The 25,457-nt window shown below is 64.1% G+C and carries 27 protein-coding genes; 4 read left to right on the forward strand and 23 right to left on the reverse strand.

Translation table 11 applies throughout. From position 1 onward, the window contains the following. Positions 1-21: 21 nt before the first annotated feature. From flgK to flgB, 10 genes are all read right to left on the reverse strand, one after another. Complete coding sequence (gene flgK, locus AC07P1_RS04090) at positions 22-1,980, reverse strand: flagellar hook-associated protein FlgK (RefSeq protein WP_494694616.1); 1,959 nt, start codon at positions 1,978-1,980, stop codon at positions 22-24. A gap of 85 nt (positions 1,981-2,065) precedes the next feature. Continuing rightward, the gene (gene flgJ / locus AC07P1_RS04095) at positions 2,066-3,067 is read right to left on the reverse strand and encodes a flagellar assembly peptidoglycan hydrolase FlgJ (protein ID WP_494694617.1); all 1,002 of its coding nucleotides are present in this window, start codon (positions 3,065-3,067) and stop codon (positions 2,066-2,068) included. 12 nt (positions 3,068-3,079) lie between these two features. Then, entirely contained in the window at positions 3,080-4,243 is a 1,164-nt protein-coding gene (locus AC07P1_RS04100; RefSeq protein ID WP_494694618.1) for a flagellar basal body P-ring protein FlgI, read from the reverse strand. Between the two features lie 5 nt (positions 4,244-4,248). Beyond that, entirely contained in the window at positions 4,249-4,905 is a 657-nt protein-coding gene (locus AC07P1_RS04105) for a flagellar basal body L-ring protein FlgH (RefSeq protein ID WP_494694619.1), read from the reverse strand. A 10-nt stretch (positions 4,906-4,915) separates the two neighbouring features. Then, the gene (gene flgG, locus AC07P1_RS04110; protein WP_090322427.1) at positions 4,916-5,698 is read right to left on the reverse strand and encodes a flagellar basal-body rod protein FlgG; all 783 of its coding nucleotides are present in this window, start codon (positions 5,696-5,698) and stop codon (positions 4,916-4,918) included. Positions 5,699-5,779: 81 nt separating this feature from the next. Continuing rightward, positions 5,780-6,520, reverse strand: coding sequence for a flagellar basal-body rod protein FlgF (flgF, locus tag AC07P1_RS04115; protein WP_315218680.1), 741 nt, complete (start codon positions 6,518-6,520; stop codon positions 5,780-5,782). Between the two features lie 17 nt (positions 6,521-6,537). Continuing rightward, positions 6,538-8,094, reverse strand: coding sequence for a flagellar hook protein FlgE (locus AC07P1_RS04120; RefSeq protein ID WP_494694620.1), 1,557 nt, complete (start codon positions 8,092-8,094; stop codon positions 6,538-6,540). 24 nt (positions 8,095-8,118) lie between these two features. Further along, positions 8,119-8,829 carry a flagellar hook assembly protein FlgD gene (locus AC07P1_RS04125; protein WP_494694621.1) on the reverse strand — a complete coding sequence of 237 codons (711 nt, stop codon included), beginning with the start codon at positions 8,827-8,829 and terminating at the stop codon, positions 8,119-8,121. A gap of 21 nt (positions 8,830-8,850) precedes the next feature. Next, complete coding sequence (gene flgC / locus AC07P1_RS04130) at positions 8,851-9,258, reverse strand: flagellar basal body rod protein FlgC (protein WP_315396596.1); 408 nt, start codon at positions 9,256-9,258, stop codon at positions 8,851-8,853. A 2-nt stretch (positions 9,259-9,260) separates the two neighbouring features. Next, on the reverse strand, positions 9,261-9,686 hold the full coding sequence (gene flgB, locus AC07P1_RS04135; RefSeq protein WP_315218689.1) for a flagellar basal body rod protein FlgB: 426 nt from the start codon (positions 9,684-9,686) through the stop codon (positions 9,261-9,263). A gap of 173 nt (positions 9,687-9,859) precedes the next feature. Between flgB and flgA the strand changes: the two genes are divergently transcribed. From flgA to AC07P1_RS04150, 3 genes are all read left to right on the forward strand, one after another. Beyond that, positions 9,860-10,627: a flagellar basal body P-ring formation chaperone FlgA gene (gene flgA, locus AC07P1_RS04140; RefSeq protein WP_494694622.1), complete on the forward strand. Its 768-nt coding sequence runs from the start codon at positions 9,860-9,862 to the stop codon at positions 10,625-10,627. Between the two features lie 106 nt (positions 10,628-10,733). Further along, positions 10,734-11,048: a flagellar biosynthesis anti-sigma factor FlgM gene (flgM, locus tag AC07P1_RS04145; protein WP_315218693.1), complete on the forward strand. Its 315-nt coding sequence runs from the start codon at positions 10,734-10,736 to the stop codon at positions 11,046-11,048. Positions 11,049-11,055: 7 nt separating this feature from the next. Next, positions 11,056-11,526 carry a flagella synthesis protein FlgN gene (locus AC07P1_RS04150; protein WP_494694623.1) on the forward strand — a complete coding sequence of 157 codons (471 nt, stop codon included), beginning with the start codon at positions 11,056-11,058 and terminating at the stop codon, positions 11,524-11,526. 122 nt (positions 11,527-11,648) lie between these two features. Here the strand turns inward: AC07P1_RS04150 and motD are convergent, their stop codons facing one another. From motD to AC07P1_RS04200, 10 genes are all read right to left on the reverse strand, one after another. Further along, entirely contained in the window at positions 11,649-12,458 is an 810-nt protein-coding gene (motD, locus tag AC07P1_RS04155) for a flagellar motor protein MotD (RefSeq protein WP_494694624.1), read from the reverse strand. Between the two features lies 1 nt (position 12,459). Continuing rightward, a complete protein-coding gene (locus tag AC07P1_RS04160; RefSeq protein ID WP_494694625.1) occupies positions 12,460-13,206 on the reverse strand; it encodes a flagellar motor protein in 747 nt (248 codons plus the stop codon). Beyond that, entirely contained in the window at positions 13,188-13,919 is a 732-nt protein-coding gene (locus AC07P1_RS04165) for an RNA polymerase sigma factor FliA (protein ID WP_315218699.1), read from the reverse strand. Before AC07P1_RS04165 ends, AC07P1_RS04160 begins: the two co-directional genes overlap by 19 nt. A gap of 91 nt (positions 13,920-14,010) precedes the next feature. Beyond that, positions 14,011-14,817, reverse strand: a complete 807-nt coding sequence (locus tag AC07P1_RS04170; protein WP_494694626.1) for a MinD/ParA family ATP-binding protein — start codon at positions 14,815-14,817, stop codon at positions 14,011-14,013. Beyond that, the gene (gene flhF, locus AC07P1_RS04175) at positions 14,810-16,234 is read right to left on the reverse strand and encodes a flagellar biosynthesis GTPase FlhF (RefSeq protein WP_494694627.1); all 1,425 of its coding nucleotides are present in this window, start codon (positions 16,232-16,234) and stop codon (positions 14,810-14,812) included. The genes AC07P1_RS04170 and flhF overlap by 8 nt, the downstream gene beginning before the upstream one ends. A 199-nt stretch (positions 16,235-16,433) precedes the next feature. Then, positions 16,434-17,378 carry an RpnC/YadD family protein gene (locus AC07P1_RS04180; RefSeq protein WP_494694628.1) on the reverse strand — a complete coding sequence of 315 codons (945 nt, stop codon included), beginning with the start codon at positions 17,376-17,378 and terminating at the stop codon, positions 16,434-16,436. Positions 17,379-17,442: 64 nt separating this feature from the next. Next, complete coding sequence (gene flhA, locus AC07P1_RS04185; RefSeq protein WP_494694797.1) at positions 17,443-19,551, reverse strand: flagellar biosynthesis protein FlhA; 2,109 nt, start codon at positions 19,549-19,551, stop codon at positions 17,443-17,445. 5 nt (positions 19,552-19,556) lie between these two features. After that, complete coding sequence (flhB, locus tag AC07P1_RS04190; RefSeq protein WP_494694629.1) at positions 19,557-20,747, reverse strand: flagellar biosynthesis protein FlhB; 1,191 nt, start codon at positions 20,745-20,747, stop codon at positions 19,557-19,559. 125 nt (positions 20,748-20,872) lie between these two features. Beyond that, positions 20,873-21,859 (reverse strand): fumarylacetoacetate hydrolase family protein, encoded by a 987-nt coding sequence (locus AC07P1_RS04195; protein WP_494694630.1) that lies wholly within the window; start codon positions 21,857-21,859, stop codon positions 20,873-20,875. Continuing rightward, a complete protein-coding gene (locus AC07P1_RS04200; RefSeq protein WP_494694631.1) occupies positions 21,856-22,590 on the reverse strand; it encodes a pseudouridine synthase in 735 nt (244 codons plus the stop codon). Before AC07P1_RS04200 ends, AC07P1_RS04195 begins: the two co-directional genes overlap by 4 nt. Before the next feature lie 188 nt (positions 22,591-22,778). Between AC07P1_RS04200 and AC07P1_RS04205 the strand changes: the two genes are divergently transcribed. Continuing rightward, the gene (locus AC07P1_RS04205) at positions 22,779-23,126 is read left to right on the forward strand and encodes a hypothetical protein (RefSeq protein WP_494694632.1); all 348 of its coding nucleotides are present in this window, start codon (positions 22,779-22,781) and stop codon (positions 23,124-23,126) included. Between the two features lie 236 nt (positions 23,127-23,362). Here AC07P1_RS04205 and AC07P1_RS04210 read toward each other — a convergent pair whose 3' ends face one another. The 3 genes from AC07P1_RS04210 to AC07P1_RS04220 are packed head-to-tail and all read right to left on the reverse strand — an operon-like array spanning position 23,363 to position 25,428. Then, the gene (locus AC07P1_RS04210; protein ID WP_494694633.1) at positions 23,363-24,370 is read right to left on the reverse strand and encodes a S49 family peptidase; all 1,008 of its coding nucleotides are present in this window, start codon (positions 24,368-24,370) and stop codon (positions 23,363-23,365) included. A gap of 3 nt (positions 24,371-24,373) precedes the next feature. Next, on the reverse strand, positions 24,374-24,769 hold the full coding sequence (locus AC07P1_RS04215) for a Rieske (2Fe-2S) protein (protein ID WP_494694634.1): 396 nt from the start codon (positions 24,767-24,769) through the stop codon (positions 24,374-24,376). Beyond that, positions 24,769-25,428 (reverse strand): HAD-IIIA family hydrolase, encoded by a 660-nt coding sequence (locus tag AC07P1_RS04220; protein ID WP_494694635.1) that lies wholly within the window; start codon positions 25,426-25,428, stop codon positions 24,769-24,771. The genes AC07P1_RS04215 and AC07P1_RS04220 overlap by 1 nt, the downstream gene beginning before the upstream one ends. Positions 25,429-25,457: the final 29 nt, after the last annotated feature.

Here is a 25,457-nt window from a genome sequence, read left to right on the forward strand (position 1 = left end):
CTCATCCCTGATTTACCCGACTTAGTTGCCCAAACTGAGCAGCGTATCGAACAACTGGCTGGCCACCTGCATCACCTTGCCCGAGGCCTGATAGGCCTGCTGGTAGCGTAACAGATTGGCCGCCTCCTCATCCAGATTCACGCCCGACACGCTCTGCTGGGCGTTGGTGGCCTGGGCCACGGCGGCGTCGGCGGCGGCGCCGCCGATCTGCGCCTCGCGCGCCTTGTTGCCGACATAGTTGACCATCTGCGCGTAGGTGGTCTGGAAGTTGGCGTTGCCGTTGTCCATCGTGTTCTTGGTCTGCAGCGCCGCCAGCAAGGCACCGTTGCGGCCGTCACCCACGCCGCTGGTGTTGGGACCGACCGTGAACTTGTCCAGGTCGGCCGGCGTGCCGCTGATGGCGAGGTTGACGCCGCCAAAGCTGATCGAGGCGCCGTCGGTGTACGGAATGCTCGGCGTGCCGGCCGGATACACCGTGGCCACGCCGTTGACGGTCACCGTCACGTCCTGCGCGGCCGGGAAGCCCGACAGGGTATTGGTGGCCTTGTCGAAGGTCAGGGTTACCGGCGCCGTGAGCGCGTTGCCCGGCGTCAGATAGTTGGCGTCGACGGTGCCGGCGGTGATCTTGGCGTTGCCGGCGTTGGTGGTCGGCGCGGCCGTGGCGATCGGCGCGGCCAGCGCGATCTTGGTGCGGTCCTCGACCAGGACGTCGAAATCCTTGGCGGCGTTGTAGGTCGGGCGCACCAGGAAGTTGTCGTTGGCGGCCGGCGTGCCGGTGATGGTGTAGGCCACGCCGTCGATCACCTGCGGCTCGGTCTGCGGGAACGGGTTGATCTGCGTAACCTGGCCATCGCTCAGGCGCTTGACGCTGAAACTGGTGCCGTCGAAGTCGACGCTGTAGTCGCTCGCCGTCAAGGCGCTGGCGTCCTTCACCACGGCCGTGACGTCGGCGGTGCTGGACGACAGGTTGTTCGTATTGGTGCCGACGTAGGCGTTGATCGGGCCGAAGAAGGCGGTGCCGAGGGCGCCGTTCTGGTCCTGGCCCAGCTGGTGCTGGGCGTTGAAGGTGACGGCGATGGCGGCGGCCACCTGGCCCAGCGAATTTTGCGCGCGGTCCATGGCGCCGTTGCGGAACTCCAGCAGGCCGCCCAGTTGGCCGCCGGTCAGCACCCGGTCCGGCAGCGGGCTGAAGCCGCCGTTGTCGGCCAGGTAGCCGACCGTGACGCGCGAGACGTCGGTCGGCGAGGTCGAGGTGCCCAGGGTGAAGGCCTTGTTGCCGACCACCAGCGGCTGGCCCGTGCCCATCTGCACGGTCAGCGTGTTGTTGTCGCCGGGGATGACGCTGGTCTTGACCAACTTGTTCAGTTCGGTCAGCAGCGCGTCGCGGTGGTCCAGCAGGTCGTTGGGCGCCTTGCCGTCGGTGGTCAGCCCCGCGATGGTATTGTTGAGTTCGGCAATCTGGCGGGCGAAGGAATTGATCTCGCCGACGTTGGAGACGATCTGGCCGTTCACGCCGGAGGCGATTTCCGTCAAGCGCGCGCTCATGCCCTGGAAGCGCGCCGCCAGCGACTCGGCGCTCGACAGCATGGCCTGGCGCGACGCGGCCGAGGCCGGATTGGAGGTGGCGTCCTGGACGCCGTTGAAGAAGTCCTGCATCGCCGGCGACAAGCCGGCGGTCGGATCGGCCAGCAGGTTGTCGATCTGGCTGATTTGCTTGTTATACACATCGAGCGAGGCCTGGTTCGACTCGGCGTTGCGCAGCTGGGTGGCGAGGAAGTTGTCGTAGTAACGGCGCACGGCCGCCACCTCGGTGCCGGTGCCGACGAACCCGAAGCCCTTGTCCTGCGTCGGCGTGTCGACCTGGATCGCCACCTGACGGCTGTAACCGGTCACGCCAGCGTTGGTGATGTTGTTGCCGGTGGTCGCCAGCCCCACCTGCGCTGCCAACAAACCACTTTTGCCGATGCTGAGAAGACTCATGATAGTTCACTCTATGTTGTTATTGTTAACGGCGGCGCAAGCGAAAACTTGAATAACCCGCTTGAGCGCGCCAGGCCGTCAACGGTCAGCCGGCCAGCGAGCGCTTGATGATGCTGGTCAATTTGGCCGCGTAATGCGGGTCCGTGGCGTAGCCGGCCTTCTGCAAGCCCTGGGCGAAGCTGCTGGCGTCGCCGGCGCTGGCGAGCACCTTCTCGTAGCGTGGATTGTTCGACAACAGTTTCGCGTAATCCTTGAAGCTATCGGCATAGCTGTCGTAGGCGCGGAATTTCTCGACCCGGGTCTGGGCCTTGCCGTTGATGTATTCGGTGGTGGTGGCGTCGACCGTCTTGCCCTTCCAGTCGCCGCCGGCCTTGATGCCGAACAGGTTGTGGCTGTTGGTGCCGTCGCGGCCCTTGATCTCGCGCTTGCCCCAGCCGCTCTCGAGCGCCGCCTGGCCCAGCATGAACTTGGCCGGGATGCCGGTGGCCAGGCTGGCCTCCTCGGCGTGGGACGACAATTTTTCCTGGAAGCTGCGCACGTGCGGCGCCTGCGAGCCGCGATTGCCGATCACGGTGGCGGGCACGGCGGAGTTGTCATCCACAGACCCAGCCTTCGGGGCGACATTCGCGGCACCGGCCCCCCCGGCCGCGGCGATGGCCTTTTGCAGCTTGGCGTCCATCAGGCTGGCCACGCCGCTGAAGCTGCCCGCGTTGGCGCCGTTGGCGCTGTCGCCGGCGCCGCCGATGGCCAGCGCCTTGGCGTCGGCGGTCTTGGTCAACTGTCGGATCAGCACGTCGGACAGGCCGATGCCCTTCTTGGCGATGTTCTGGCTGGTCTGCTGGTCGAGCATGGTGGTGAACATCTTGGTCTGCTCGCTGTTCATCATGCCGTCCTGCGGCGAGGCGTCGCGCATGCTCTTCATCATCATGTTGACGAACATCGCCTCGAACTGCGTGGAGGCGGTTTTCAGCGACTCGGCGCTGCCCGACTTGGCCGACTGGCGCAAGGCGCCCATGTCCTTGACGTCGAGGGCGAACTTATTGCTCAGATTACTGCCGAGGTCGTTGGAGGTCTTGGGACTGGTCATGGCGAACTCCGCTTAAATAATTTCCAGCTCGGCGCGCAACGAGCCGGCGGCTTTCATGGCCTGCAGGATCGACAGCAGATCCTGCGGCGTGGCGCCGATGGCGTTGAGTGCCTTGACCACCTCGGCCAGCGAGGCGCCGCCCTTGACCATCATGACCTTGCCGCTATCCTTTTTGATATCGACGGTCTGGTTGGGCGTGACGACGGTGCGGCCGCCGGCCAGCGCGTTGGGCTGGCTCACCTGCGGATCGGCTGTCACCGAGACTGACATATTCCCGTGGGAAATGGCGCACGTTTCGAGCGTCACCGCGCGGTTCATCACCACCGAACCGGTGCGCGCGTTCATGATGACCTTGGCGGGCTGCTCGGCCGGATTGACTTGCATGTCCTGCAAGGTGCCGATGAAGGTCACGCGCTGGTCGCTGCCGCTGGGCGACTGCACGCGGATCACGCGGCTGTCGAGCGCGTAGGCGATGCCGGCGCCGTATTTTTCGTTGATGGCCTCGACCACGCGGCTGGCGGTGGCGAAATCGGCCGTGTTCAGTTCCAGCTTGATCTGGTTGCCCTCGCCCAGGCTGGAGGCGACGGCGCGCTCGACCGTTGCACCGGCGGAAATCTTGCCCACGCTGAGGTGGTTGACGGTCAGCGAGCTGCCGCCGGCGCCACCGGCGGCGATGCCGACGCCGCCGACCAGCACGTTGCCCTGCGCCATGCCGTAGACCTGGCCGTCGGCGCCCTTTAACGGCGTCATCAGCAGGGTGCCGCCGCGCAGGCTCTTGGCGTTGCCCATCGACGAGACCGTGATGTCCAGGGTTTGGCCCGGCTGCGCGAACGGCGGCAGCGAGGCGGTGACCATGACGGCGGCGACGTTCTTCAATTGCAGCTGGGTACCCTGCGGCAGGTTCACGCCCAGTTGCTGCAGCATCGACACCACGCTTTGCACGGTGAAAGGGGTCTGCGTGGTCTGGTCGCCGCTACCGTCGAGGCCGACGACGAGGCCGTAGCCGATCAGCTGATTCTGGCGCACGCCGGCGATGCTGGCCAGGTCGCGCAGGCGCTCGGCGTGGGCGTTCTGCACCAGCGAGGCGAGCAAGGTGAACGCGAGGACGATCGCCACCAGCTTGCACACTTTGGCAAGACGGCGCGGGCCATAAATCAGGTCGGGAGTTTTCATCATCGGCCTCAGAACGGCAGCAGGCTCTGGAAGAAGCGCGAGGCCATCGAGGCCATTTCCGCGCGGTCGACCTGGCTGCTGGTGCGGTATTCGACCTTGGCGTCGGCCACGGCGGTCGAGGCCACGGTGTTGCCGGTGGCGATATTGTCTGGATTGATCATGCCGGAGAAGCGGATGAATTCGACGCCCTTGTTCATCGCCACTTGCTTCTCGCCGGCCACGATCAAGTTGCCGTTGGAAAGCACCTCAACCACCGTCACGCCCATGGTGCCGGTGAAGGCGTTGCTGGCGGTCTGGTTGTCGCCGTCGGAATAGCTGCTCTCGTTGGACACGGCCAGCGGATTGCCGAAGGTCGACTGCAGCGGCTTGGGCATGGCCACGCTGACGCCGCCGGTCTTGTTGCCCGAGCTGGTGCCGGCCTTGTTGGCGGTGGTGCGTTCGGTAATGACCAGGGTCAGCACGTCGCCGACCTGGCGCGCGCGGCGGTCCTCGAAGATCGGGCGGAAGGCCGAACCCTGGTAGATGGCGCCGTTGTTGGGCTTGGCGGCCAGCTGCTCGGCGTTGAGCGGACGGGCCGACATCGGCGAGTTGACGATCGACGTCGGCGTCGTCATGCAGCCGCTCAGGGCGGCGGCGGAGAAGATGATGGCGATAGCGTGTTTCATGGTCTGCCCCTTACAGCTGCGCCAGCTTGGCCAGCATCTGGTCGGACGTGGTGATGGCCTTGGAATTGATTTCGTAGGCGCGCTGGTTCTGGATCATATTGACCATCTCCTCGACCACGTTGACGTTGGACGTTTCGACAAAGCCCTGCAGGATCACGCCGGTGCCGTTGGTGCCCGGGGTGTTGGTCTGCGGATTGCCCGACGCGCCGGTTTCGACATACAGGTTCTCGCCCTTCGACTCCAGCCCGGTCGGGTTGATGAAGGTCGACAACTGGATGCTGCCGATCTGCTGCGGCGCCACTTGGCCCGGCAACGTCACCGAGACGGTACCGTCGCGGCCGACCGTGATGCTTTGCGCGGTGATCGGGATGGTGATGGCCGGCTGCAGCACGAAGCCGCTGGAGGTGACCATCTGGCCGTTGTTGTCGCGTTGGAAGGAGCCGTCGCGGGTGTAGGCGGTGGTGCCGTCGGGCAGCAGCACATTGAAGAAGCCGTTGCCGTTGACCATCAGGTCCTTGTCATTGCCGGTCGACTGGGGATTGCCCTGGGTGTGGACGCGCTCGATCGCGACGGGACGCACACCGGTACCGAGCTGCATGCCGGACGGCAGATTGGTCTGTTGCGACGATTGGCCGCCGGGCTGGCGGATGTTCTGGTACAGCAGGTCTTCGAAGACGGCGCGCGACTTTTTAAACCCGTTGGTGCTGACGTTGGCCAGATTGTTGGATGTGACGTCGAGCGCGGTCTGCTGCGCCTCCATGCCCGTCTTGGCGATCCAAAGTGAACGTATCATTTTCCTTCTCCCGTAGCATGGATGGGAGCGGCCAGAAGCGACAGCTACTCATCCCACACCACCATTATGCGGGAGAGGTCATCAACCCAAAGCGAGGATCTGGGTGGCTTTTGCGGCGTTATTCTCGGCGTTCTTCAAGAGGCTCATTTGCATCTCGAACTGCCTTGCCAGACTGATCATATTGACCATGGAATCGACCGGATTGACGTTGCTGCCCTCGACCGCGCCGTCGACCACGCGTACCAGCGGATCGTTCTGCGCCGGCGTGCCATCCTTCTGGCGGAACAGGCCGTCGTTGCCGCGCACCAGGCCCTTGGGGTCCGGATTGACCAGTTTGATGCGGCCCAGGGTGTTGGACGGGCCCGGCTGGTAGTCGGTCGAGACGGTGCTGACGGTGCCGTCGCCGGCGATCATCACCGTCACGTCCGGCGGAATGGCGATCGGGCCGCCGTCGCCGATCAGGGTCTGGCCGCTGGCCGTTTGCAGCAGGCCGTTTTCGCTGACCTTGAGGCTGCCGTTGCGGGTGTAGGCCTCGGAGCCGTCCGGCGACTGCACGGCGATCCAGCCCTGGTCGCGGATGGCGATGTCGAGCGGGCGGCCGGTGGTCTGGATCGGCCCGGCGCGCATGTCGGCGCCGACCGTCGAATCGACCACGAAGGCGCGCGTCTGCAAGCCCTCCGACACCACCGGCACGGCACGGAAGCTGTCGAGCTGCGCGCGAAAGCCGGTGGTGTTGACGTTGGCCAGGTTGTTGGACGTGGTGGCTTGTTGCTCCAGCACGTGCCGCGCCCCGGTCATCGCGGTGTAGATCAGACGGTCCATGACTTACCTCGTTAACGTTAGCGCAGATTGACCAGGGTCTGCATGATGCCGTCCTGGGTCTTGATCGTCTGCGCGTTGGCCTGGTAGACGCGCTGCGCGGTGATCATATTGACCAGTTCGGCCGTCAGGTCGACGTTCGAAGTTTCCACCGAGCTGGCGCGCAGCGAACCCATCGAACCGGCGTTGGGCACGCCCACTTGCGGTGGACCCGAGTTCGAGCTTTCCGCCCAGGCGTTGTTGCCCAGCGGGGTCAGGCCGTCGACGCTGGCGAAATTGGCCATGGCGATCTGGCCCATGGCGCGCGACTTGCCGTTGCTGTACTGGCCCAGGATCACGCCGTTCTCGTCGATCGCGTAACGCTGCCACGAACCGGCCGAGTAACCGTCCTGGGTCGAGCCCAGATCGTTGGTGACGCTGCCGTACTGGGTGGTCTTGTCGAACGTGGTCAGCACGGTCATCGGCTGTTCCGCGCCGGTGTCCGGGAAGATCGGCAGGGTAATCGAGAACGGCAGGGTTTGCGCCGGCACCATCGCGGCCATTGCACCAGGGCTGAGCGCGCCGTTGCGGTCGAATACCAGGGTACCGGCTTTGACGGCTGGCACGGTGACCGCGGCGGCCAGCCTGGCGGCGATGTCGTCCGGCGTCATGTCGATAATCGCACCGCTGCTCGTCGGGTCGAGCGCGGCGAGCGCGTCGGCCAAAGCCTGCAATTGTTCTGGTGTTGCACTGGCCGGCGGCGTAACGGCGGAGGCAGCCATCACGTCGTGGGCGGCCTGCGCGTAGACGAAAGCGGCGGCAGCGATGTCGGCCGGCACTGGCGGTGTAGCCTTCACCGCGTCGTTGTAGGCGGTACGGGCCGCGACCACGCCAGGCTCCAGGTTAATCGACGCGACCACGCCGGCCGACACCACCTCCTTGTTATCGGCCGACGCGTACACGTCCCAGGTATTGGCGTCGGTCTTGACGTAGTACGTGGTCATGATGTGCGAGGTGCCCAGGCTGTCGTAGACGTTGAGCACGGTCTGCTTGTTGTACGAGTTCGGATCGTTGGCATTGAACGGGTTCGTCTTCGGCACTTTTTCGGCCGAACTCAGGTTCATCTGGAAGTTGGCCTTGGTGGTCTGCACCGGCGTCAGGTCGGACTTGTCCAGGGTCAGCGGCACCGGGGCGCCGAGCTGGATCACGCCGGCAGTGTTCGACAGGTAACCCGTCAGCTGCGCGCCTTGGGCATTGACCAGGGTGTGGGTGTTATCTTCGTGGAACTGGCCATTGCGCGAATACTGCACCGCGCCGTTGACCACCAGACGGAAGAAACCGCCGCCGTTGATCGACACGTCAAGCGGGTTGTTGCTGGTCTCGATATTACCTTGCGTGAATTGCTGGGCCAGTTTGGCCGTCGTCACACCGATACCCGGGTTGTTGCCGGAGACGCCGTTGAGCGAGTTGGCGTACAGGTCCGCAAACTGGGCTTGCGAACCCTTGAACCCGACCGTGCTGGCATTGGCGATGTTGTTGCCGATGACGTCCAGCGATTTGGATGCGGCGTTCAGGCCGCTCAGTCCTTGTTGGAACATGGTATTCCCCTATGGTGTGAAGACTTACAAAACTTCCTTGATTTCAGCCATCGTGAAATGGCCAAGCGAGGTATTCAATTTGACGCCGGCCGCTCCGGTCGACACGCTGGCGACGGCCGCCAGTTGCAATTGGGTGGCGTCGGTGAGCGTCTTACCGGTGCTGACGGCCTTGACGCTGAAGGTGTAGCTGCCCGCCGCCGCCGCGGTCTTGTCGTCCATGGTGCCGTCCCAGGTGATAGGGTAGGTGCCGACATCGACGTTTTTCATCGACATGTTGCGCACCACCTTGCCGGTCTTGTCCATGATGCTGATGTCAACCGTTTCGGCCGGCGAGGCCAGGTCGACGCCGAACACGCTGCTGCTGGTCTTGACGCCGGCCGCGTCGGTGCTGGTGCTCAGTTCGATGCCCTTGCCCGCCACCAGCACGCCTTTGCCGATCAGGCTGACCGCGTTCATCGACTGCGCGCTGGCCTGGTCGGTGCGCAGCGACTCCAGCGTGGCGTTGACCTTGTTGATGCCGGTCACCGTCGACAACTGTGCCAGCTGGCTGGTCATGGCCGCGTTGTCCATCGGGTTGAGCGGGTCCTGGTTCTTCAGCTGCGTAATGAGCAGCTTCATGAACTTGTCCTGGTCGGCGCCGATGTCGTTGTTCGCCGCCGCGCTGGTGCCGCTGGCGGTGTTGGTGGTGTTGTACGTCGACGCCTTGGGCGTGTCGATGATGCCGCTGGTGGCCATGGTTGGACTCCCTTGATCTTGTTAGTTCTGACCGATGGTCAGCGTTTTCGCCAGCAGCGACTTGGCCGCGTTCATGGTCTCGACGTTGGTCTGGTACGAGCGCGACGCCGACAGCATGTTGACCATCTCGTCGACCACGTTCACGTTGGGCATGGTGACGTAACCCTTGTCGTCGGCCATCGGATGCTTGGGGTCGTACATCTGCTTCATCGGCGACTGGTCCTCGACCACCTTGCGCACGCGCACGCCGGTCGAATCGCCACTGGCCGTCGGCGTGGCCTCGAACACCACCTGGCGGGCGCGGTAGGCCTCGCCGCTGGCGCTGGTGGCGCTGTCGGCGTTGGCCAGGTTGGAGGCGACCACGTTGAGGCGCTGCGCCTGGGCGCTCATGGCCGAACCGGAGACATCGAAGATTTTAAATAGTGACATGATTAGTTCCCTGACTGGATCGCCGCCATCATCCCTTTGATCTGGGCGTTGATCATGGTGACGCCGGCCTCGTAGCGGATGGCGTTGTCGGCGAACTGGTTGCGCTCGACATCCATGTCGACCGTGTTGCCGTCGACGGCGCCCTGCACCACGCCCCGGTACAACAGCGGCGTGCCGTCGGCCAGCGTGCCACCTGTTTGCTGGGGGTTGGGGAAATGCTTGGTGGCCGTGGTCTTGAGCGCGGCGTTCGCGCTCGGGCTGGCCTTGTCCAGCGCGGCCTTGAGCGCGCTGCCGAAATCGACGTCGCGGGCCTTGTAATTGGGCGTATCGGCGTTGGCGATGTTGGACGCCAACACCGTCTGCCGCTGCGAGCGCAGGCTCAGCGCGGCTTCGTTAAAGCGCATGTAATCGTCGAGTTTACCAAGCATGACAACCTCCGGATACCGCCCAAACAGTGGACGAACTTGTTATGACAGGATTCATCATACGGAGTTGCTCCAGTGAACCATCGACAGAGAAGCACCCGCTTTTCCGCGCTATTCAAGGTTTCAAGTCGGGGCCGCCAGACTATGATGGCAACATTGAAGGGGAAACCTACGCCATGACATCACGCCTCACACAAACCGCCCGCCCAGCCATCCGTCTGGCCGCCCTCGCCCTGTTGTCGGCGGCGGCATCGACCGCGCACGGCCAGCAAACCCTGCCCGGCCAGTCCGCTCAGCAGACTCAGCCGCGCCAGGCCGCGTATCACGACCGCGCCGCCCTCAAGCGCACCGTGGAGGAGTTCCTGCAGGTGCAAACGGGCGGCCTGCCGGGCCAGGTGACGGTGGCCGTGGGCGCCATCGACCCGCGCATGAGCCTGGCCCCATGCCCGGCGCCGCAAGCCTTCTTCATGCCCGGCGCGCGCGCCTGGGGCAAGACCACCGTCGGCGTGCGCTGTGCGACACCGTCGGCCTGGACGGTATATATTCAAGCCAGTGTGACCGTCATCGGCGAGTACGTCGCCAGCGCCGCGCCGCTGGCCCAGGGCCAGACCATCGAGGCGGGCCAGTTGGTGATGCTTAAGGGCGATTTGACAATGTTGCCAGCAGGTATAGCCACCGACATCAGCCAGGTGGTGGGCCGCAGCAGCAATAGTTCCCTGCCGCCGGGCACGCCGATGCGGATCGACACCCTGCGCACCAAGCCGGTGGTGCAATCCGGACAACTGGTGCGGCTGGTGTCGAGCGGTTCCGGTTTCAGTGTTTCGGCCGAGGCGCGCGCCATGAGTACGGCGGGCGACGGCCAGGTGGTACAGGTAAAAACTTCCGGTGGGCAACAAATCACCGGAATCGCCAAAGTAGGCGGACTGGTGGAGGTGGCGTTTTGATCGAACGCCGGGTTCTGATGACGCGCGAGGCTAAAGTTTTTCAAGCGGGCGCCGTTAAATACTCAGATCCCGGGGCTTTAGGCCCCAACCAGAGAAGGATGATGCTGTGAAAATCAACGATACATTAAAGAACACGACCGGCTTGCCGGCGTCGAACGCGCCTTCCGCGCCCGCCTCGCGCGGCGCGGACAAGGCCGCGCCGGCGCCGACCGCCACCAGCTCGGAAAGTGTGCGCCTGTCGCCCCAGGGCCAGGCCATGGCGGCCAGCGCGGCCGGCGGCAGCAGCGGCGTGTTCGACACCAAAAAGGTCGAGCGCATCAAGCTGGCCATCGCCGACGGCCAGTTCCAGGTCAACTCGGAAAAAGTAGCGGATGGCTTGCTGGATACAGTCAAGGATCTGCTGCACTCACGAAAACGTTAGGATAGTCATGTCAACCGTCACCCCGCTCAACAATCTGCGCGAAGAAGAGCAGATCATGGCTACGCTGCTGGAGCTGCTCAAACAGGAGCAGCAATTGCTGGTGACGGCGGAAATCGACGGCCTGCCGGCCGTCACGGCAAAAAAAACCGCGCTGATCGCGCAGATGACCTTGTTGTCGGCCCAGCGCCACCGGGCATTGGGCAAGGCCGGTTTTCCGGCCCAGGAGTCGGGCATGGAGGACTGGATCGCCGCCAGCGCCGACGACCAGATCGCCCAGTCGTGGAAACTGCTGCTCGAGCACACGCGCGAGGCCAAGGAATTGAACCGCATCAACGGCATGTTGATCAATAAGCAGATGGGCCATACCCAGGGCGCGTTGCAGGCGTTGCAGCCGCTGTCTTCCGGCGCGAATAACTTCTACAGCGCCAGCGGGATGTCGAGCACGATTCCGCGTAGCCGCGGCTTTTTGGCCGGCTGACCGCTCCTTCCCCCCTTTAATACGATTTTCTTGCGGCGCGCTTCCCCCCATGCGCCGCGTCGACGCGGGCATGGCGGATTACGCTTCGTTAATCCGCCCTACGTGGTTTAGAGTGTTTTTGATTATGGGGCCGGGGCCGGCGCTGGGACCGGGACGGGCGACGCTGGCGTCGTCGGCAATTCGGTGACCGTGTCGGGGATGCCCGACAGGATGGTGACGGCGACGCGGCGGTTGCGCGCGCGGCCGATCGGGTCGTCGTTGGGCGCCACCGGCACGTTGGAGCTGAAGCCGACGGCCGTGAGCCGTTCCGGCGCCACGCCCGCGTCGATGAACAGGCGCACCACGCTGCTGGCGCGCACCGCCGATAATTCCCAGTTCGATGGATACAGCGCAGTGCTGATCGGCAGATTGTCGGTGTGGCCCTCGACCTGCACGTTGTGACTGTCGTCCTTGAGCAGCGCGGCGACCGCGCGCAAGGCCTCGACCGAATCGGCCGTCAGGCGCGCCTCGGCCGGATCGAACAGCACGCTGGCGTTGATCTCGACGCTGACGCCACGGCTGTTCTGCGTCACCCGCACCTTGCCCTCCTTGACCAGCGGCGCCAGCGTGGACAGCAGATCCTGCGCCAGCTTGGTCATCTGCTCTTTTTCCTTGCGCAGCATTTCGGTGCGGCGCTTCAGGCCCGGATTGGGAATCGGGAGATTCTGCACCTGCGTGTTGATCGGTTCGGCCGAGCCGGCGCCGCCGAAGGCGTCGCCCAGGGCGTCGGAGAACACCTTGTACTTGCCGATGTTGACCGAGGAGATGGCGTACATCACGACGAAGAACGCGAACAGCAGTGTGATGAAGTCGGAGTAGGAAATCAGCCAGCGCTCGTGGTTCTCCACTTCCTCGTCGAACTTCCTGCGCGCGCGCCGGTACTGGTACTGCATCTCAGTGCTCCCGCAGCAAGGTGGCGATGCGCTCGTCGATGACGCGCGTGTGGTCGCCGGTGGCGATGTCGTAGAACACGGCGGCGGCGATCTCCTGCTGGTGCACGGCCTGCGTGACGATGGCCTTGAGCTTGTTGGCCACGGGGTAGAAGAACAGGTTGGCCAGCCCGACCCCATAAATGGTCGAGACGAAGGCGACGGCGATGCCGGCGCCCAGCTTGTTCGGATCGGTCAGGTTTTCCATCACGTGGATCAGGCCCAGAACGGCGCCCAGGATGCCGATCGTCGGCGAGTAGCCGGCCGCCGATTCCCAGATCCGCACCGCCTGGCGCTCCTCGGTCTCGTAGGCGGTGATCTCGGTGTCGAGCAGGTGGCGCAGCTTGTCGGGATTGATGCCGTCGACGATCAGGCGCAGGCCCTTGGTGTTGAATTTGTCCTTGGAGGCGAGCATGTAGCGCTCCAGCGACAGCAGGCCGTCGCGGCGCGCGGCCAGGTTCCAGGCATTGATGTCGCGCGCCAGCGCGGCGCGCGTGTCCTTGGGCGGCGCGAACACCAGCCGCAGCATCTTCACGCCGCGCACGAAGGTGCGGAATTTGGTCTGCAGCAGCACGGCGCCGAAGGTGCCGATGACGACGATGGCGAAAGCGGCCGGCTGCAGCAGCGACGACAGCTTGCCGCCCTCAAGCGTCTGGCCGACGGCGATGCCGGCCAGCGCCAGCAGCACCCCGATTACACTGGCCCAGTCCACGACTTCTCCCTGAGCGAGGCGCGCAGGCGCGCGACGGCCTGCGTATGCAATTGCGATACGCGCGATTCCGATACGCCCATCACGGCGCCGATTTCTTTCAAGTTGAGCTCCTCTTCATAGTACAGCCCCATCAGCATTTTTTCGCGCGGCGGCAGCGCGTCGATGGCGTCGATCACGGCCTGGCGGAAGTCGCCGTCGAGCAGCGAGCGCAGCGGGTCGCTTTCCTCGTCCGAGCAATAGCGGTCGAGGAAGCTGTCGTTGCCGTCGTCGTCGTGGAAATCCTCGTAGTACACCAGCTGGTGGCCGCCGCCGTCGGACAGCATCTCCTGGTAGTCGGCCAGCGACAGCTTTAGCATCTTGGCCACCTCCGACTCGGTCGGCGGATGGCCCAGGCGCTGCTGCAGGGTGCTCATCGCCGTTTCGATCTTGCGCATGTTCTGGCGCATCGAGCGCGGCAGCCAGTCGCTGTTGCGCAGCTCGTCGAGCATGGCGCCGCGGATGCGCAGCACGGCATAGGTCTCGAACTGGGCGCCATGGGTTTCCTCGTAACGGCTGATGGCGTCGAGCAGGCCGATCATCCCGGCTTGCACCAGATCGTCGACTTCGACGCTGGGCGGCAGTTTCGCCTTCATGTGATGGGCAAGGCGCTTGACCAACGGCATGTGCTCCGTCAGCAAAGAATTCTTGTCCGCTTTCCCTTTGACCGTGTACATAGCCTGATGTTTATATTCTTATTGATAGTTCATTGATAGTTAGCTATGCGCCAAGATCTTCGCCACGCCGCTCCTTTCCGCCCCTTTCCGCTCACAGTGAACGTGCGACCGAAGGCGAACCGGCCAGCGCGAAGCGCCCCGCCAGTTGACGGAACGCGACCGACGCGCCGGCCAGCGGAAAAGCGTCGACCACCGCGCGACCCAGGCGCGCGGCGCGCTGCAGGTATTCGTCGGCCGGCACCGATCCCATCGAGACCAGGTTCACGGCCAGATAGCGGCTTGCCGCTTGCGCCATATTATCGTATACCACTTTTGCTTCCGATTCGGAAGCCCCGGTGACCAGAATTCCGAACGGGCGGCGGCCCAGTTCCTGGTTCAGGCGCTTGATCATGCTGTAGGCGGCCTTGATCGAGGTGGCGCTGTTCGACACCTGCACCACGATCTCGGAACTGGCCATGACCGGCACCGGGAAAGCCTCGCCGTCGAATTCACCGTCGACGATGACGATGCCGGTCTGCTTGACCAGCACATCGAAAGCCTTGGCCAGGCGACGCGTTTCATCGGGACCGCTGCGCAGGGCGCCGCGTGTCATCGACGCCACAGCAAAACCCTGCGGCACCTGGTGGATCACCTGATTAATCGCGCACTCCTGGCGCGCGACATCGAGCAGGCTCGCGCCGCCATCGACGCCGAGGCGGGTGGCGACGCCGTGCGCGCTGGCGCAAGCGTCCATGATCAACACGTCGTTGCCGGCGCGGGCCAGCGAGGCGCCCAGGTTGACCAGCATGGCGCCCTTGTCGTCCTGCGGCGTGGCCGACAGGAAGGTGACGATGCGGGGCTTGGGCCCCGCCAGCATGCGGCGCAGTCCCTCCGCCTGGTCGAAATCGAAATTAGCCAAGGTGCACCTCGCGCATGGACTGGTCGTTGGTGGCGTTGGACATCAGCATCGGCAGCTCGGCATCCAGGTATTGGGTGTTGACGGCGTCGCGTTTCAATTTGAAAGCGCGGTCGATCAGGTAGGCCGGATCGGCCAGGTGCAGGTCTTCCGGCACGCGCTGGCCGTTCGAGACGTAGAACAGGTTGAGCTTCTGGCGGATGACGACATCGAGCACGTTGCCGATCGCCGCCGCCTCATCGAGCTTGGTCATGATGCAGCCTGCCAGGCCGCTGCCCTGGTAGGCGCGCACCACTTCGTTGAGCGTCTCCTGGGTGGCGGTGGCGTTGAGGCACAGCAGGCGCTTGACGTCGGAGCCGGCGCCTTGCAGCATCGAGACTTGTTCGGTCACCATCTGGTCGCGCTGGCTCACGCCGACGGTGTCGATCAACACGGTGTGCTTGTTGCGCAGTTCCTTGAGGGCGATGCGCAGGTCGGCTTCGTCCTTCACCGAGTGCACCATCACGCCGAGGATCTTGCCGTAGATGCGCAGCTGTTCGTGCGCGCCGATACGATAGGCGTCGGTGGTGATCAGGGCCAGCTTGTCCGGGCCGTGGCGCATCACGCAGCGCGCGGCCAGCTTGGCGGTGCTGGTGGTCTTGCCGACGCCGGTCGGGCCGACCAGCGCGAACACGCCGCCCTGGTCGATCAGCGCGTCCTCGTTGGCCATGGCCGACAGGTTGCGGGTCAGGACGGTTTTAATCCAGCGCATGCTGTCGGCGGCGTCGCGGTCAGCCGGCAGTTTCTCGATCAGGTAGCGCGCCAGGCTGGCCGAGAAGCCGGCGGCCAGCATTTCGCGCAGCACGGCGGCCTTTTGCGGTTCGCGCGCTTGCGTGCTTCCCCAGGCGATTTCGGCCAGCTGGGTTTCCATCATGCCGCGCATGGCGCGGATCTCGCCCATCATCACTTGCATTTCGGCGGCGGCGTTCTGCTTGGCGCTGGCGACGGCCGAGGCGACCATCGCGGTGATCTGGTCGACGTCGAGCGACGGCGCGCGGAGCTGGGCAGGCGCCGATGGCGCGGCAGCGTGAGTGGCAGCAGCGGCGGTCTTGCTGGCATAGGACGACGGCGAGGCGACCACGCGGCGCACCGGCTCGGCCGGCATCTCGGCGGCGCGGTTGTCGAAGCGCGGCTCCATGCGTTGTTCGAGGCGGCCGGACGGCAAGCCCAGGCCCAGATCCAGCGACGGCGCCGGCTCGGCCATCGGCGAATGCGGCGCCGGCGACGACAGCGACGCGGCGTCGTCGTTGGCCAGCGCGAGGATTTCGACGCCGCCGTCGGACTGGCGGTTCGACAGGATCACGGCATCCGGGCCGAGCGATTCGCGCACCTTGCGCAGCGCCTCGCGCGAAGTCGGCGCGCTGAATTTTTTGACGTTCATGGCTGGCTCCCCGGGGACTGGGTGGCGCGTGCTTGCGAGGTAGGTTTGGCCATCATCGACTCCTGTAGCTTGAGTAGCGCGTCTTCCGGACGAGACGCTTTTCTACTCGGACAGTGCCATTATTGACGATGCACTTAGGAAACGATCCGCCGAACAAGGGCGGAAAGGGGCCGCATTTCACCCCGGCTGCGGGGATTGCCTATTTATCAGCAAACACCTCGGACAAACCGCGGGCGCCGAGGACGTTTTTGGTCCAGGCGGTGAGCTGCTCGACATCGGCCAAAGCCAGGCTCGCACTGCTTGCCGCGTCGAGTTCGCCAAAGCGCTCGGTTAGCAACACCGTCAACATTTCGGCGAGGGCCTCCCGCCGTCCTTCCTGCCGTCCTTCTTTCCTGCCGATCTCCATGCCGATGCGTTCGATGGAAGACATATAAGTCATGGTCGTTCTCCTTTCCCAATGCAAGATGCCATGGCGCAGCCGGGCATCCAATTCCTGTGGCAACGCCATGATCCAATCGATCACGCGATACAGGTTGATGATACGCTGACGATCCCAATTCCGCTGATACAGTAGCTTGGTCAAACGCCACTTGGCGATGCACCGGCGGCGCGCGTCTCCCTTGGTTTGCTGCGTCAGCAAATGCGCCACGGTGACCAGCGCGAACGGGTTGTCCAGCGCCAGCAATTCGTCCACGCGGTCGGCGTAGTCTTGCAGCTTGACGATGGGGAAATCGATGTGCATCTCACAACCGAGCAGCTTGTAAGAGAATGCGCGGGGCCGCCAGCGCTTGCTGGCATCCGTGAGCAGCGCCAGGCTGGCAACCGGCCGCCGGTAACGGTCGTAGATACGATAGTTGTAGATGAAAATGCGCTCGGCAAAATCCTTGTCGTGCCGCCCCTGCACCTCCAGATGGATCAACACCCATTGCTCGCCGCCGGTATGCAGATGGACGCCCACCAACTTGTCGAGCACGCGTCTACCGAGCTCGGCGTCGCGGGTCAGCGCGGCGAATTCCTGATCGAGAAAATCGTGCGGCCGCGACCAGTCGATCGCGGCGTAGACCTCGGGAAAATAGAAGGCCATGAACTCGGGAAAGTGGTGCGTTACCACTTCCTTCCACGGCGTGTCGAAATCATCATCCATGTGGCCAGTCTAGGCCGGCCGCACGGACGCGAACGCGACGGGATCAATCCCGCGCCAGTTGCCCTTACTGCTGCCCCACCAACGCCGTCACGCGGATGGTTTTAGTTTCCGGAATCTCCGCGTGCGACAGCACCTTCAATTGCGGCAAGGCGCGGCGCAGGAAGCGCGACAGCAAGGCCCGCAACGGCCCCGGCACCAGGAGCACCGGCGTCAGCCCCAGCGCCTCCTGCTGCTGCGCCGCCTGCTGCGCCTGCTGGGCGATGGTGTCGGCCAGGCCCGGCTCGATGCCGGCGCCGTCCGGCCCGCTGGCCGCCAGCGCCTGCATCAGCAAGCGTTCCAGGCGGTTATCGAGCGTCATCACCGACAGCTCGGACGCGCCCGGGAACAACTGCTGCACGATGGCCCGGCCCAGCGAGATGCGCACCAGCGCCGTCAAATCGTTCGGGTCCTGCGTGTGCACGGCGTGCTCGGCCAGGGTCTCGATCACCGAGCGCATGTCGCGGATGTGCACGCCTTCCATCAGCAGGTTCTGCAGCACCTTCTGCAAGGTCGACAGCGACACCATCTTCGGCACCAGGTCCTCCACCAGCTTGGGCGCCTCCTTGCCCAGGTGGTCGAGCAGCGACTGCACCTCGGCGCGGCCCAGCAGCTCGGACGCATGGCTCGTGATCAAATGGTTCAGATGGGTGGCCACCACGGTGCCGGCATCGACCACCGTGTAGCCCATGCCCTGCGCCTGGTCGCGCAGGCCGGCGTCGATCCACGTGGCCGGCAGGCCGAAGGCCGGATCGGTGGTCACCAGGCCCTGCAGGGTGCCGCTGGCCATGCCGGGATTAATCGCCAGGAATTGTCCGTTGAAGGCCTCGCCCGAACCGACCTCCACGCCCTTGAGCGTGATGCGGTAGGCCGACGGCTTGAGTTCCAGATTGTCGCGGATGTGCACCGGCGGCGCCAGGAAACCGACCTCCTGCGCGAACTTCTTGCGGATGCCCTTGATGCGCTTGAGCAGCTCGCCGCCCTGGGTCTTGTCGACCAGCGGAATCAGGCGGTAGCCCACTTCCAGGCCCAGGGTATCGACCGGCATGATGTCCTGCCAGCTGGCCTCCTCCTGCTCGGGCGCGGCGGCCGGCTCGGCGGCCTCGGCAGCCGCAGCGTCGGCCGCCGCCCCGCCGCCGGCCTTGGCGCGCTTGGTCATCAGGTAGGCCGAGCCGGCCAGCACGCCGGCCAGCAACAGGAACACCAGATTCGGCATGCCCGGAATGATGCCCATGCCGCCGATGATGGCGGCGGTGATGTACAGCACCTGCGGCTTGGCGAACAACTGCCCCACCATCTGAGTGCCGATGTCCTCGTCGCTGGCCACGCGCGAAACCACGATACCGGCCGCCACCGAGATGATCAGCGACGGGATCTGCGCCACCAGGCCGTCACCGATGGCCAGCAGGGTGTAGAGCTTGATCGCCTCGCCGAATGGCAGGTCGTGCTGGATCACGCCGACCAGCAGACCGCCGACGACGTTGATCACCGTGACCAGAATACCGGCGATCGCATCGCCGCGCACGTATTTACTGGCGCCGTCCATCGCGCCGTAGAATTCGGCTTCCTGCGACACTTCGCTGCGGCGCTTGCGCGCGTCGGCTTCGCCGATCAGGCCGGCGTTGAGGTCGGCGTCGATCGCCATCTGCTTGCCCGGCATCGCGTCCAGCGCGAAACGTGCGCCCACTTCGGCGATCCGGCCCGCGCCCTTGGTGACGACGGTGAAGTTAATGATGGTCAAAATGATGAACACCACCAGGCCGACCGTGTAGTTACCGCCGATCAGGAAATGGCCGAAGGCCTCGATCACCTTGCCTGCGGCGTCGGGACCGGTGTGGCCCTCGGTCAGCACCACGCGGGTCGAGGCCACGTTCAGCGACAGGCGCAACATGGTCGACACCAGCAGGACGGTCGGGAACGCCATGAAGTCGAGCGGCTTGACCGTGTACAGGCTGGTCAGCAGCACGATCACCGACAGCGCGATGTTAAAGCTGAAGAAGATGTCGAGCACGAACGCCGGCAGCGGCAGCACCATCATCCCCAGCAGCATGATGATCAGGATAGGCGCGGCCAGGCTCGCCTTGTTCTTGCTGTTGGCGATGCCCTGCAACCATGGCGGCAGTTTGATGTTGCTCATTGCGTTCATGCGGAAGCTCCGTTATTCAAATCTGGTTTCTTGCCATTCTTGGGGACATAGGCCGGGTTCAGCGGATCGAGCTCGGGCGGCACATCCAAGGTCTTCGGCACATCCGGACGGTTGCCGCCGCCTTTGCTGAACAGGCGCAGCTGGAAGACATAGGCCAGCACCTCGGCCACGGCCGCGTACAGCTGCTCGGGAATCTCGTCGCCGATCTCGGTGTGCTTGTACAGCGCGCGCGCCAGCGCCGGCGCCTCGAGCAAGGTGACCTTGCTGTCCTTGGCGATCTCGCGGATCTTGGCGGCCACCTCGTCGGTGCCCTTGGCCACCACCTTCGGCGCGCCGCGCATGCCGTCGCTGTACTTGAGCGCGACCGCGTAGTGGGTCGGGTTGGTCACCACCACGTCGGCGGTCGGCACGTCGGCCATCATGCGGCGCTTGGCCATCTCGCGCTGCAGCTGGCGGATCTTGCCCTTGATTTGCGGGTTGCCGTCGGATTCCTTCGATTCCTGGATCATCTCCTGGCGGGTCATCTTCAGCTTGTTAGCGTAATGCCACATCTGATACGGCCCGTCGATGGCGGCGATCAGGCCGAGCGCGCCGACGATGAACAGGAAGCTGCTGCCGAGCATATTCAGCAGGTGCACGCTGCCCAGCTTGAGCGGCTCGACCGCCAAGCCGATCACCGCATCCTTCTGCTTCATCACCACCATGTAAGCGACCACGCCGACCACCAGCGCCTTGGCGATGGCCTTGAACAGCTCGACCAGGGCGTTCTTGGAGAACATATTGCCGATGCCGGTGATGGGATTGAGCTTGCTGAACTTGGGCATGAAGGCTTTGCCGCTAAACAACCAGCCGCCCACCAGCAGCGGCGAGGCCAGCGCGACGACCATGACGGCAACGGCCAGCGGCAGGCAGGCGATCATCACCCGCACCACGTCGACCAGGATGCGGTTGATCAGCACGTCGGCATTGAAGATTTGCTCCTGGTTCAGCGTCAGCCCGGACACCAGGGCGGAATTGAGTTGCCGTATGAGGCCGTCGCCGGTCAGCCACAGGCCGGCGCCGGCGGCCATCAGCACGGTAAACGTGGCCACTTCCCGCGATCGGGGAACGTCGCCTTCCTCGCGCGCCTGCTCGAGGCGCTTCGCTGACGCGGGTTCGGTCTTTTCTGCGTCGCTATCTTCTGACATGTCGGCCTGCCGCGTGGTTCATTTCGATGTTGCCATTATCGAGTGCGGCAGGGCAAGACCATCGGTGGAATACGGCGGTGTTTCAGTGCTTGCTCACTGATTCTGCACGGCAATTATCAGTTTGACTAGCTTGTCTTTTGGACGACCTTCTGGTCGATGGCGCCGAACACCGACTTGCCGTCGCTGCCGAGCATTTCGATGCGGATGGTGTCGCCGAAGGCCATGAAGGGCGTGACCGGCGCGCCGCCGGCGATCATTTCCAGCGCGCGCTGCTCGGCGATGCAGGAATACCCCCGCTTGGCGTCCTTGTTGGACACCGTGCCCGAACCGACGATGGTACCGGTGCGCACGTTGCGGGTCGCGGCCAGGTGGGCGATCAGTTTCGGGAAATTGAACACCATGTCGACGCCGGCGTGCGGCTGGCCGACCAGCTTGCCGTTCCACGTCGAGCGCAGCGGCAAATGCACCTTGCCGCCCTTCCAGGCATCGTCGAGCTCGTCCGGCGTGACCGCCACCGGCGAGAAGCTGGTGGCCGGTTTGCTTTGCAAAAAGCCGAAACCCTTGGAGAGCTCCTCCGGAATCAGGTTGCGCAACGATACGTCGTTGGCCAGCATCAGCAGCCGGATGCGCTGGTGCGCCTGGTCCGGCGTCGCGCCCATGGGCACATCGTCGGTGATCACGGCCACTTCCGCTTCGAAATCGATGCCCCACTGCTCGTGGAACAGTTCGATATCGTCGGTCGGACCGAGCAGGTCGTCGCTGCCGCCCTGGTACATCAACGGCTCGTCCCAGAACGAGTCCGGCATGTCGGCGCCGCGCGCCTTGCGCACCAGCTCGACATGGTTGACATAGGCCGAACCGTCGACCCACTGGAAGGCGCGCGGCAACGGCGCCATGCAGTTGGCGGGCTCGAAATCGAAGGCGCGGCGGGCGCGCCCCTGGTTCAGATCCTGGTAGATCGCCTCCAGTTGCGGCGCAATGAAGCTCCAGTCGTCGAGCGCGCGCTGCAGGCTGCGCGCCACGCCGTCGGCCAGCTGCGCCGTTTTCAGGTCGCGCGAGACGACGGCAAGCTGGCCGTCGCGGGTGCCGTCCTTCAGGGTGGCCAGTTTCATGGGGCGGCTGGCACGGAGGAAGGAGCCAACAGCGCCAGCTGTTCGGCGGTCAGGTAGCACCACTGGCCCTCGGCGATGCCGAGCGATTCCAAGGTCAGGCCGCCGATGGCCGAGCGGTGCAGCGCGCTGCAATGGTTGCCGGCGGCGGCCAGCATGCGCTTGACCTGGTGGTATTTACCCTGCTCGAGCACGATTTCCAGCAGATGCTCGCCGCGCCGGACGCAGGTTTGCGCCGCCAGCGGCGCCGGTTCGTCGTGCAACTGCACCCCGGCCAGCAATTGCGCCACCAGTTCATCGGTGACGGGTTCCTGCGTGGTGGCCTGGTAAACCTTCGGCACATGCCGCTTCGGCGACGATTGTGCATGGATAAAGGGGCCATCGTCGGACATCAGCAGCATGCCGGTGGTGTCGTGGTCGAGCCGGCCGACCGGCTGCACGTCGCGCCAGGTGAACTGCTCGGGCAACAAAGTCAGCACGCCGGGATGGTGGCTGGGCTTGCGCGAACACTCGAAATTGGCTGGTTTATGCAGGGCAATGTACAAATGCTCACGGTAGACCCACTCTTCGTCGAAGATGGTCAACACCAGGCCATCGGTTTCGATGGCGGTTTTGTAGTTGTCGTGTACCACGCCGTTGATGCTCACTTCGCCATCCTCGATGAGGGAGCGGCAGTACTTGCGGGTGCCATAGCCCTGCGATTGCAGGATGCGGTCCAGGGATAATTTACTCATGGCGGGATTTTACAGGATGCACCAGATAGCTGGAAGGTAGCGGAAGGTGGCGTCCGCGCGACAGTGCAATGTCCTGGACACTCCATTTTATTGATCCACATCAAGTGCCCGTGGGATTGAATCGGTAGACTCAAAAGCTCATTAGGAATCCGCCTAATGGACTAGGAAATACTCAGCAGGACGACAACATGACTACCGTACTCAACGTCAACCCGGCGGCACAGAAACAGGCCGCCATGCACAGAACCGAACTATTGCTGGCCCGCTGCCGCAACTGCACCCTCCCCCTCGCCTTGGTGGCGGGCGTCCAGACCCGATGGCACGAGCAGCGCCAGGCCCATTTTCTCGCCTGGCTCGACGCCGGCGGCTTCGCGCAATCCTGGCCGGAGCGCCATCAGCAAGAACAAGAGCAAGAGCGGGCTGGCCATGCCCCGCGCGACGGCGGCCCGGTGGCCGACCCGCATGCCGACGCCGACCCGGCAATGCTGCGCCCAATAGAAAACAGCGGCATTGCGCCGCTGTTTTCAGTCCCATGAAGGGACTCTGACGAGGAATCGAAATTCTCTCAAATCCGCATCCATGATGCGGTTTAAGTAGTTCAATCACACTGAATCAAGATCTGCTGACAACGAGATAAACTGTTTATATCGGCCTCCCTTGGAAAGAACTACCCCCTTACTATAGTCCACCAAGTCGGATATGCAAGCCGAAATAAGACCGGATTGTTAATGTTTATCGGCTCACCAGAAATACCTCCATGGCGGCTAACGCGTCAGCGCAGGCTCGGCGTCACGGTCTGCACCGCCGATTTCATCGCGCCGGCGCCCATCGCCGCGCCGAATTTCTTCAGCACGCGCTCGGGCAGGCCTTCATGCTGGGTGTAGTCAACGATGTCTTCGGCGCGGATGACATCGCGCGCGACGCTGTCGACCGTGCCCAGGGCGTCGGCCAGCCCCATGTCGATCGACTTGGCGCCGGTCCAGAACAGGCCGGAGAACATTTCCGGGCTTTCCTTGAGCCGCTTGCCGCGGCCGTTGCGCACCACCTGGATGAACTGCTGGTGGATCTCGTCGAGCATCGCCTGCGCATATTGTTTATGTTTGTCCGTCAGCGGCGTGAACGGGTCCATGAACCCCTTGTTCTCGCCGGCCGTCAGCAGGCGGCGCTCGACGCCGACCTTGTCCATGAAGCCGGTGAAGCCGAAACCGTCCATCAGCACGCCGATGGAACCGACGATGCTGGCCTTGTTGACGTAGATGCGGTCGGCGCCGGCGGCGATGTAATAACAGCCGGAGGCGCAGATCTCATCGACCACCACATACAGCGGCTTGCCGGGATAGCCCTTGCGCAAGCGGTTCATCTCGTCGACGATCATGCCGGCCTGGACCGGACTGCCGCCCGGGCTGTTGATGTGCATGACGACGGCGACCGAACCGGAATCGGAAAACGCCTTGTTCAGCGCCGGGATCACCACCGAGGCTGCGCCGCTGCCTTCCGATTCGATGGCGCCGTCGATTTCGATCAGCGCCGTATGGCGGCCCAGCGTCTCCTCGGAGCCGGTCCAGCTAAAATCGAAATAAGTGCTGAGGGCGACGACTATCACCAGCAAGGTGGCGAACTTGAAAAAGATTCCCCAGCGGCGCGACGACTTTTGTTCTTTTAACGTGGCAAACACCAGTTTTTCCAGCACCTCGCGCTCCCAGTTGGAAGCGGGCACGGTCGGCGTGACCGGCTGGGCCGGCGTCGGTGGGGTGTGGTGGCTGTCGATGTTGTCGCTCATGGATTACTTTGGTTGGAGGTTTTCAGGCGTTTTGGGGACAAGCGGGCGTACGTAGTCGTCGGGTTGCCAGAAGATCCGCTGGTCGTGTTCGACCACGCCGATCGGCCGCAGGCGTCCGCCCCGGCACGGACCGCCGGCGCACAAGCCGCTCTCGGGCACATAGATCGCGCCGTGGGTGGAACACATCAGGTACAGGCCGCTGGATTCGAAAAACTCGCCCTCCGCCCAATCGAGTTCGATCGGCACGTGGGCGCAGCGGTTCAGGTAAGCATACGGCTTGCCGCCGTAGCGGACCACGAATCCGGTACCGTCGGCGCCGCCGGCGGTGACGGCGAAGCGCACGCCCCTGCCGCCCTCCAGCACCGCGTCCGACGCGCAAACCAGTATTTCTTCGTTCATCAAGCGTGCTCGCTCAACCATTGATGCAGTTCGGCCACGGTCGCCGCCGAATACAGCGGATTGCAGGCGGCCAACTGGTCGACCGGGTGGGCACCATATTGCACCGCGATGCCGGCCGCGCCGGCGTTGTTTGCCATCAGTAAATCGTGGGAAGTATCGCCGATCATCACCGTACGGCGCATATCCTGGCCCAATTCCCGCGTCAACTCCTGCAACATGGCCGGGTGTGGCTTGGAGAAGGTTTCGTCGGCGCAACGCGTGGCATCGAACATCGACAACAGCTTAACGTCGTTCATCGCCCGGTTCAAGCCGACCCGGCTTTTGCCGGTGGCGACGGCCAGGAAATAACCGTTCTGCGACAGTTCCACCAGCATATCGTGCACGCCCGGGAACAGCACCAGCTCGTGATCGCGCGACAGGAAATGGTAGCGGTAACGCTCCACCATGCGCGGATAGTACGACGGGTCGATCTCGGGCAGCACCGCCTGCATGGCCTCGTGCAAGCCGAGGCCGATGACATGCGCGGCCGCATCGTCGCGCGGGATCGGCAGGGACAGGTCGCGCGCCGCCGCCTGTATACACTTCACGATCGTCGAGGTGGAATCCATCAACGTGCCATCCCAATCGAAGACGATCAGATCAAATTGCTTTCTTGCCATGTGTTCCGGCCACGCATCGCGGCCGGCTC

The sequence above is a fragment of the Duganella sp. GW821-FHT07F09 genome, from assembly GCF_059418705.1.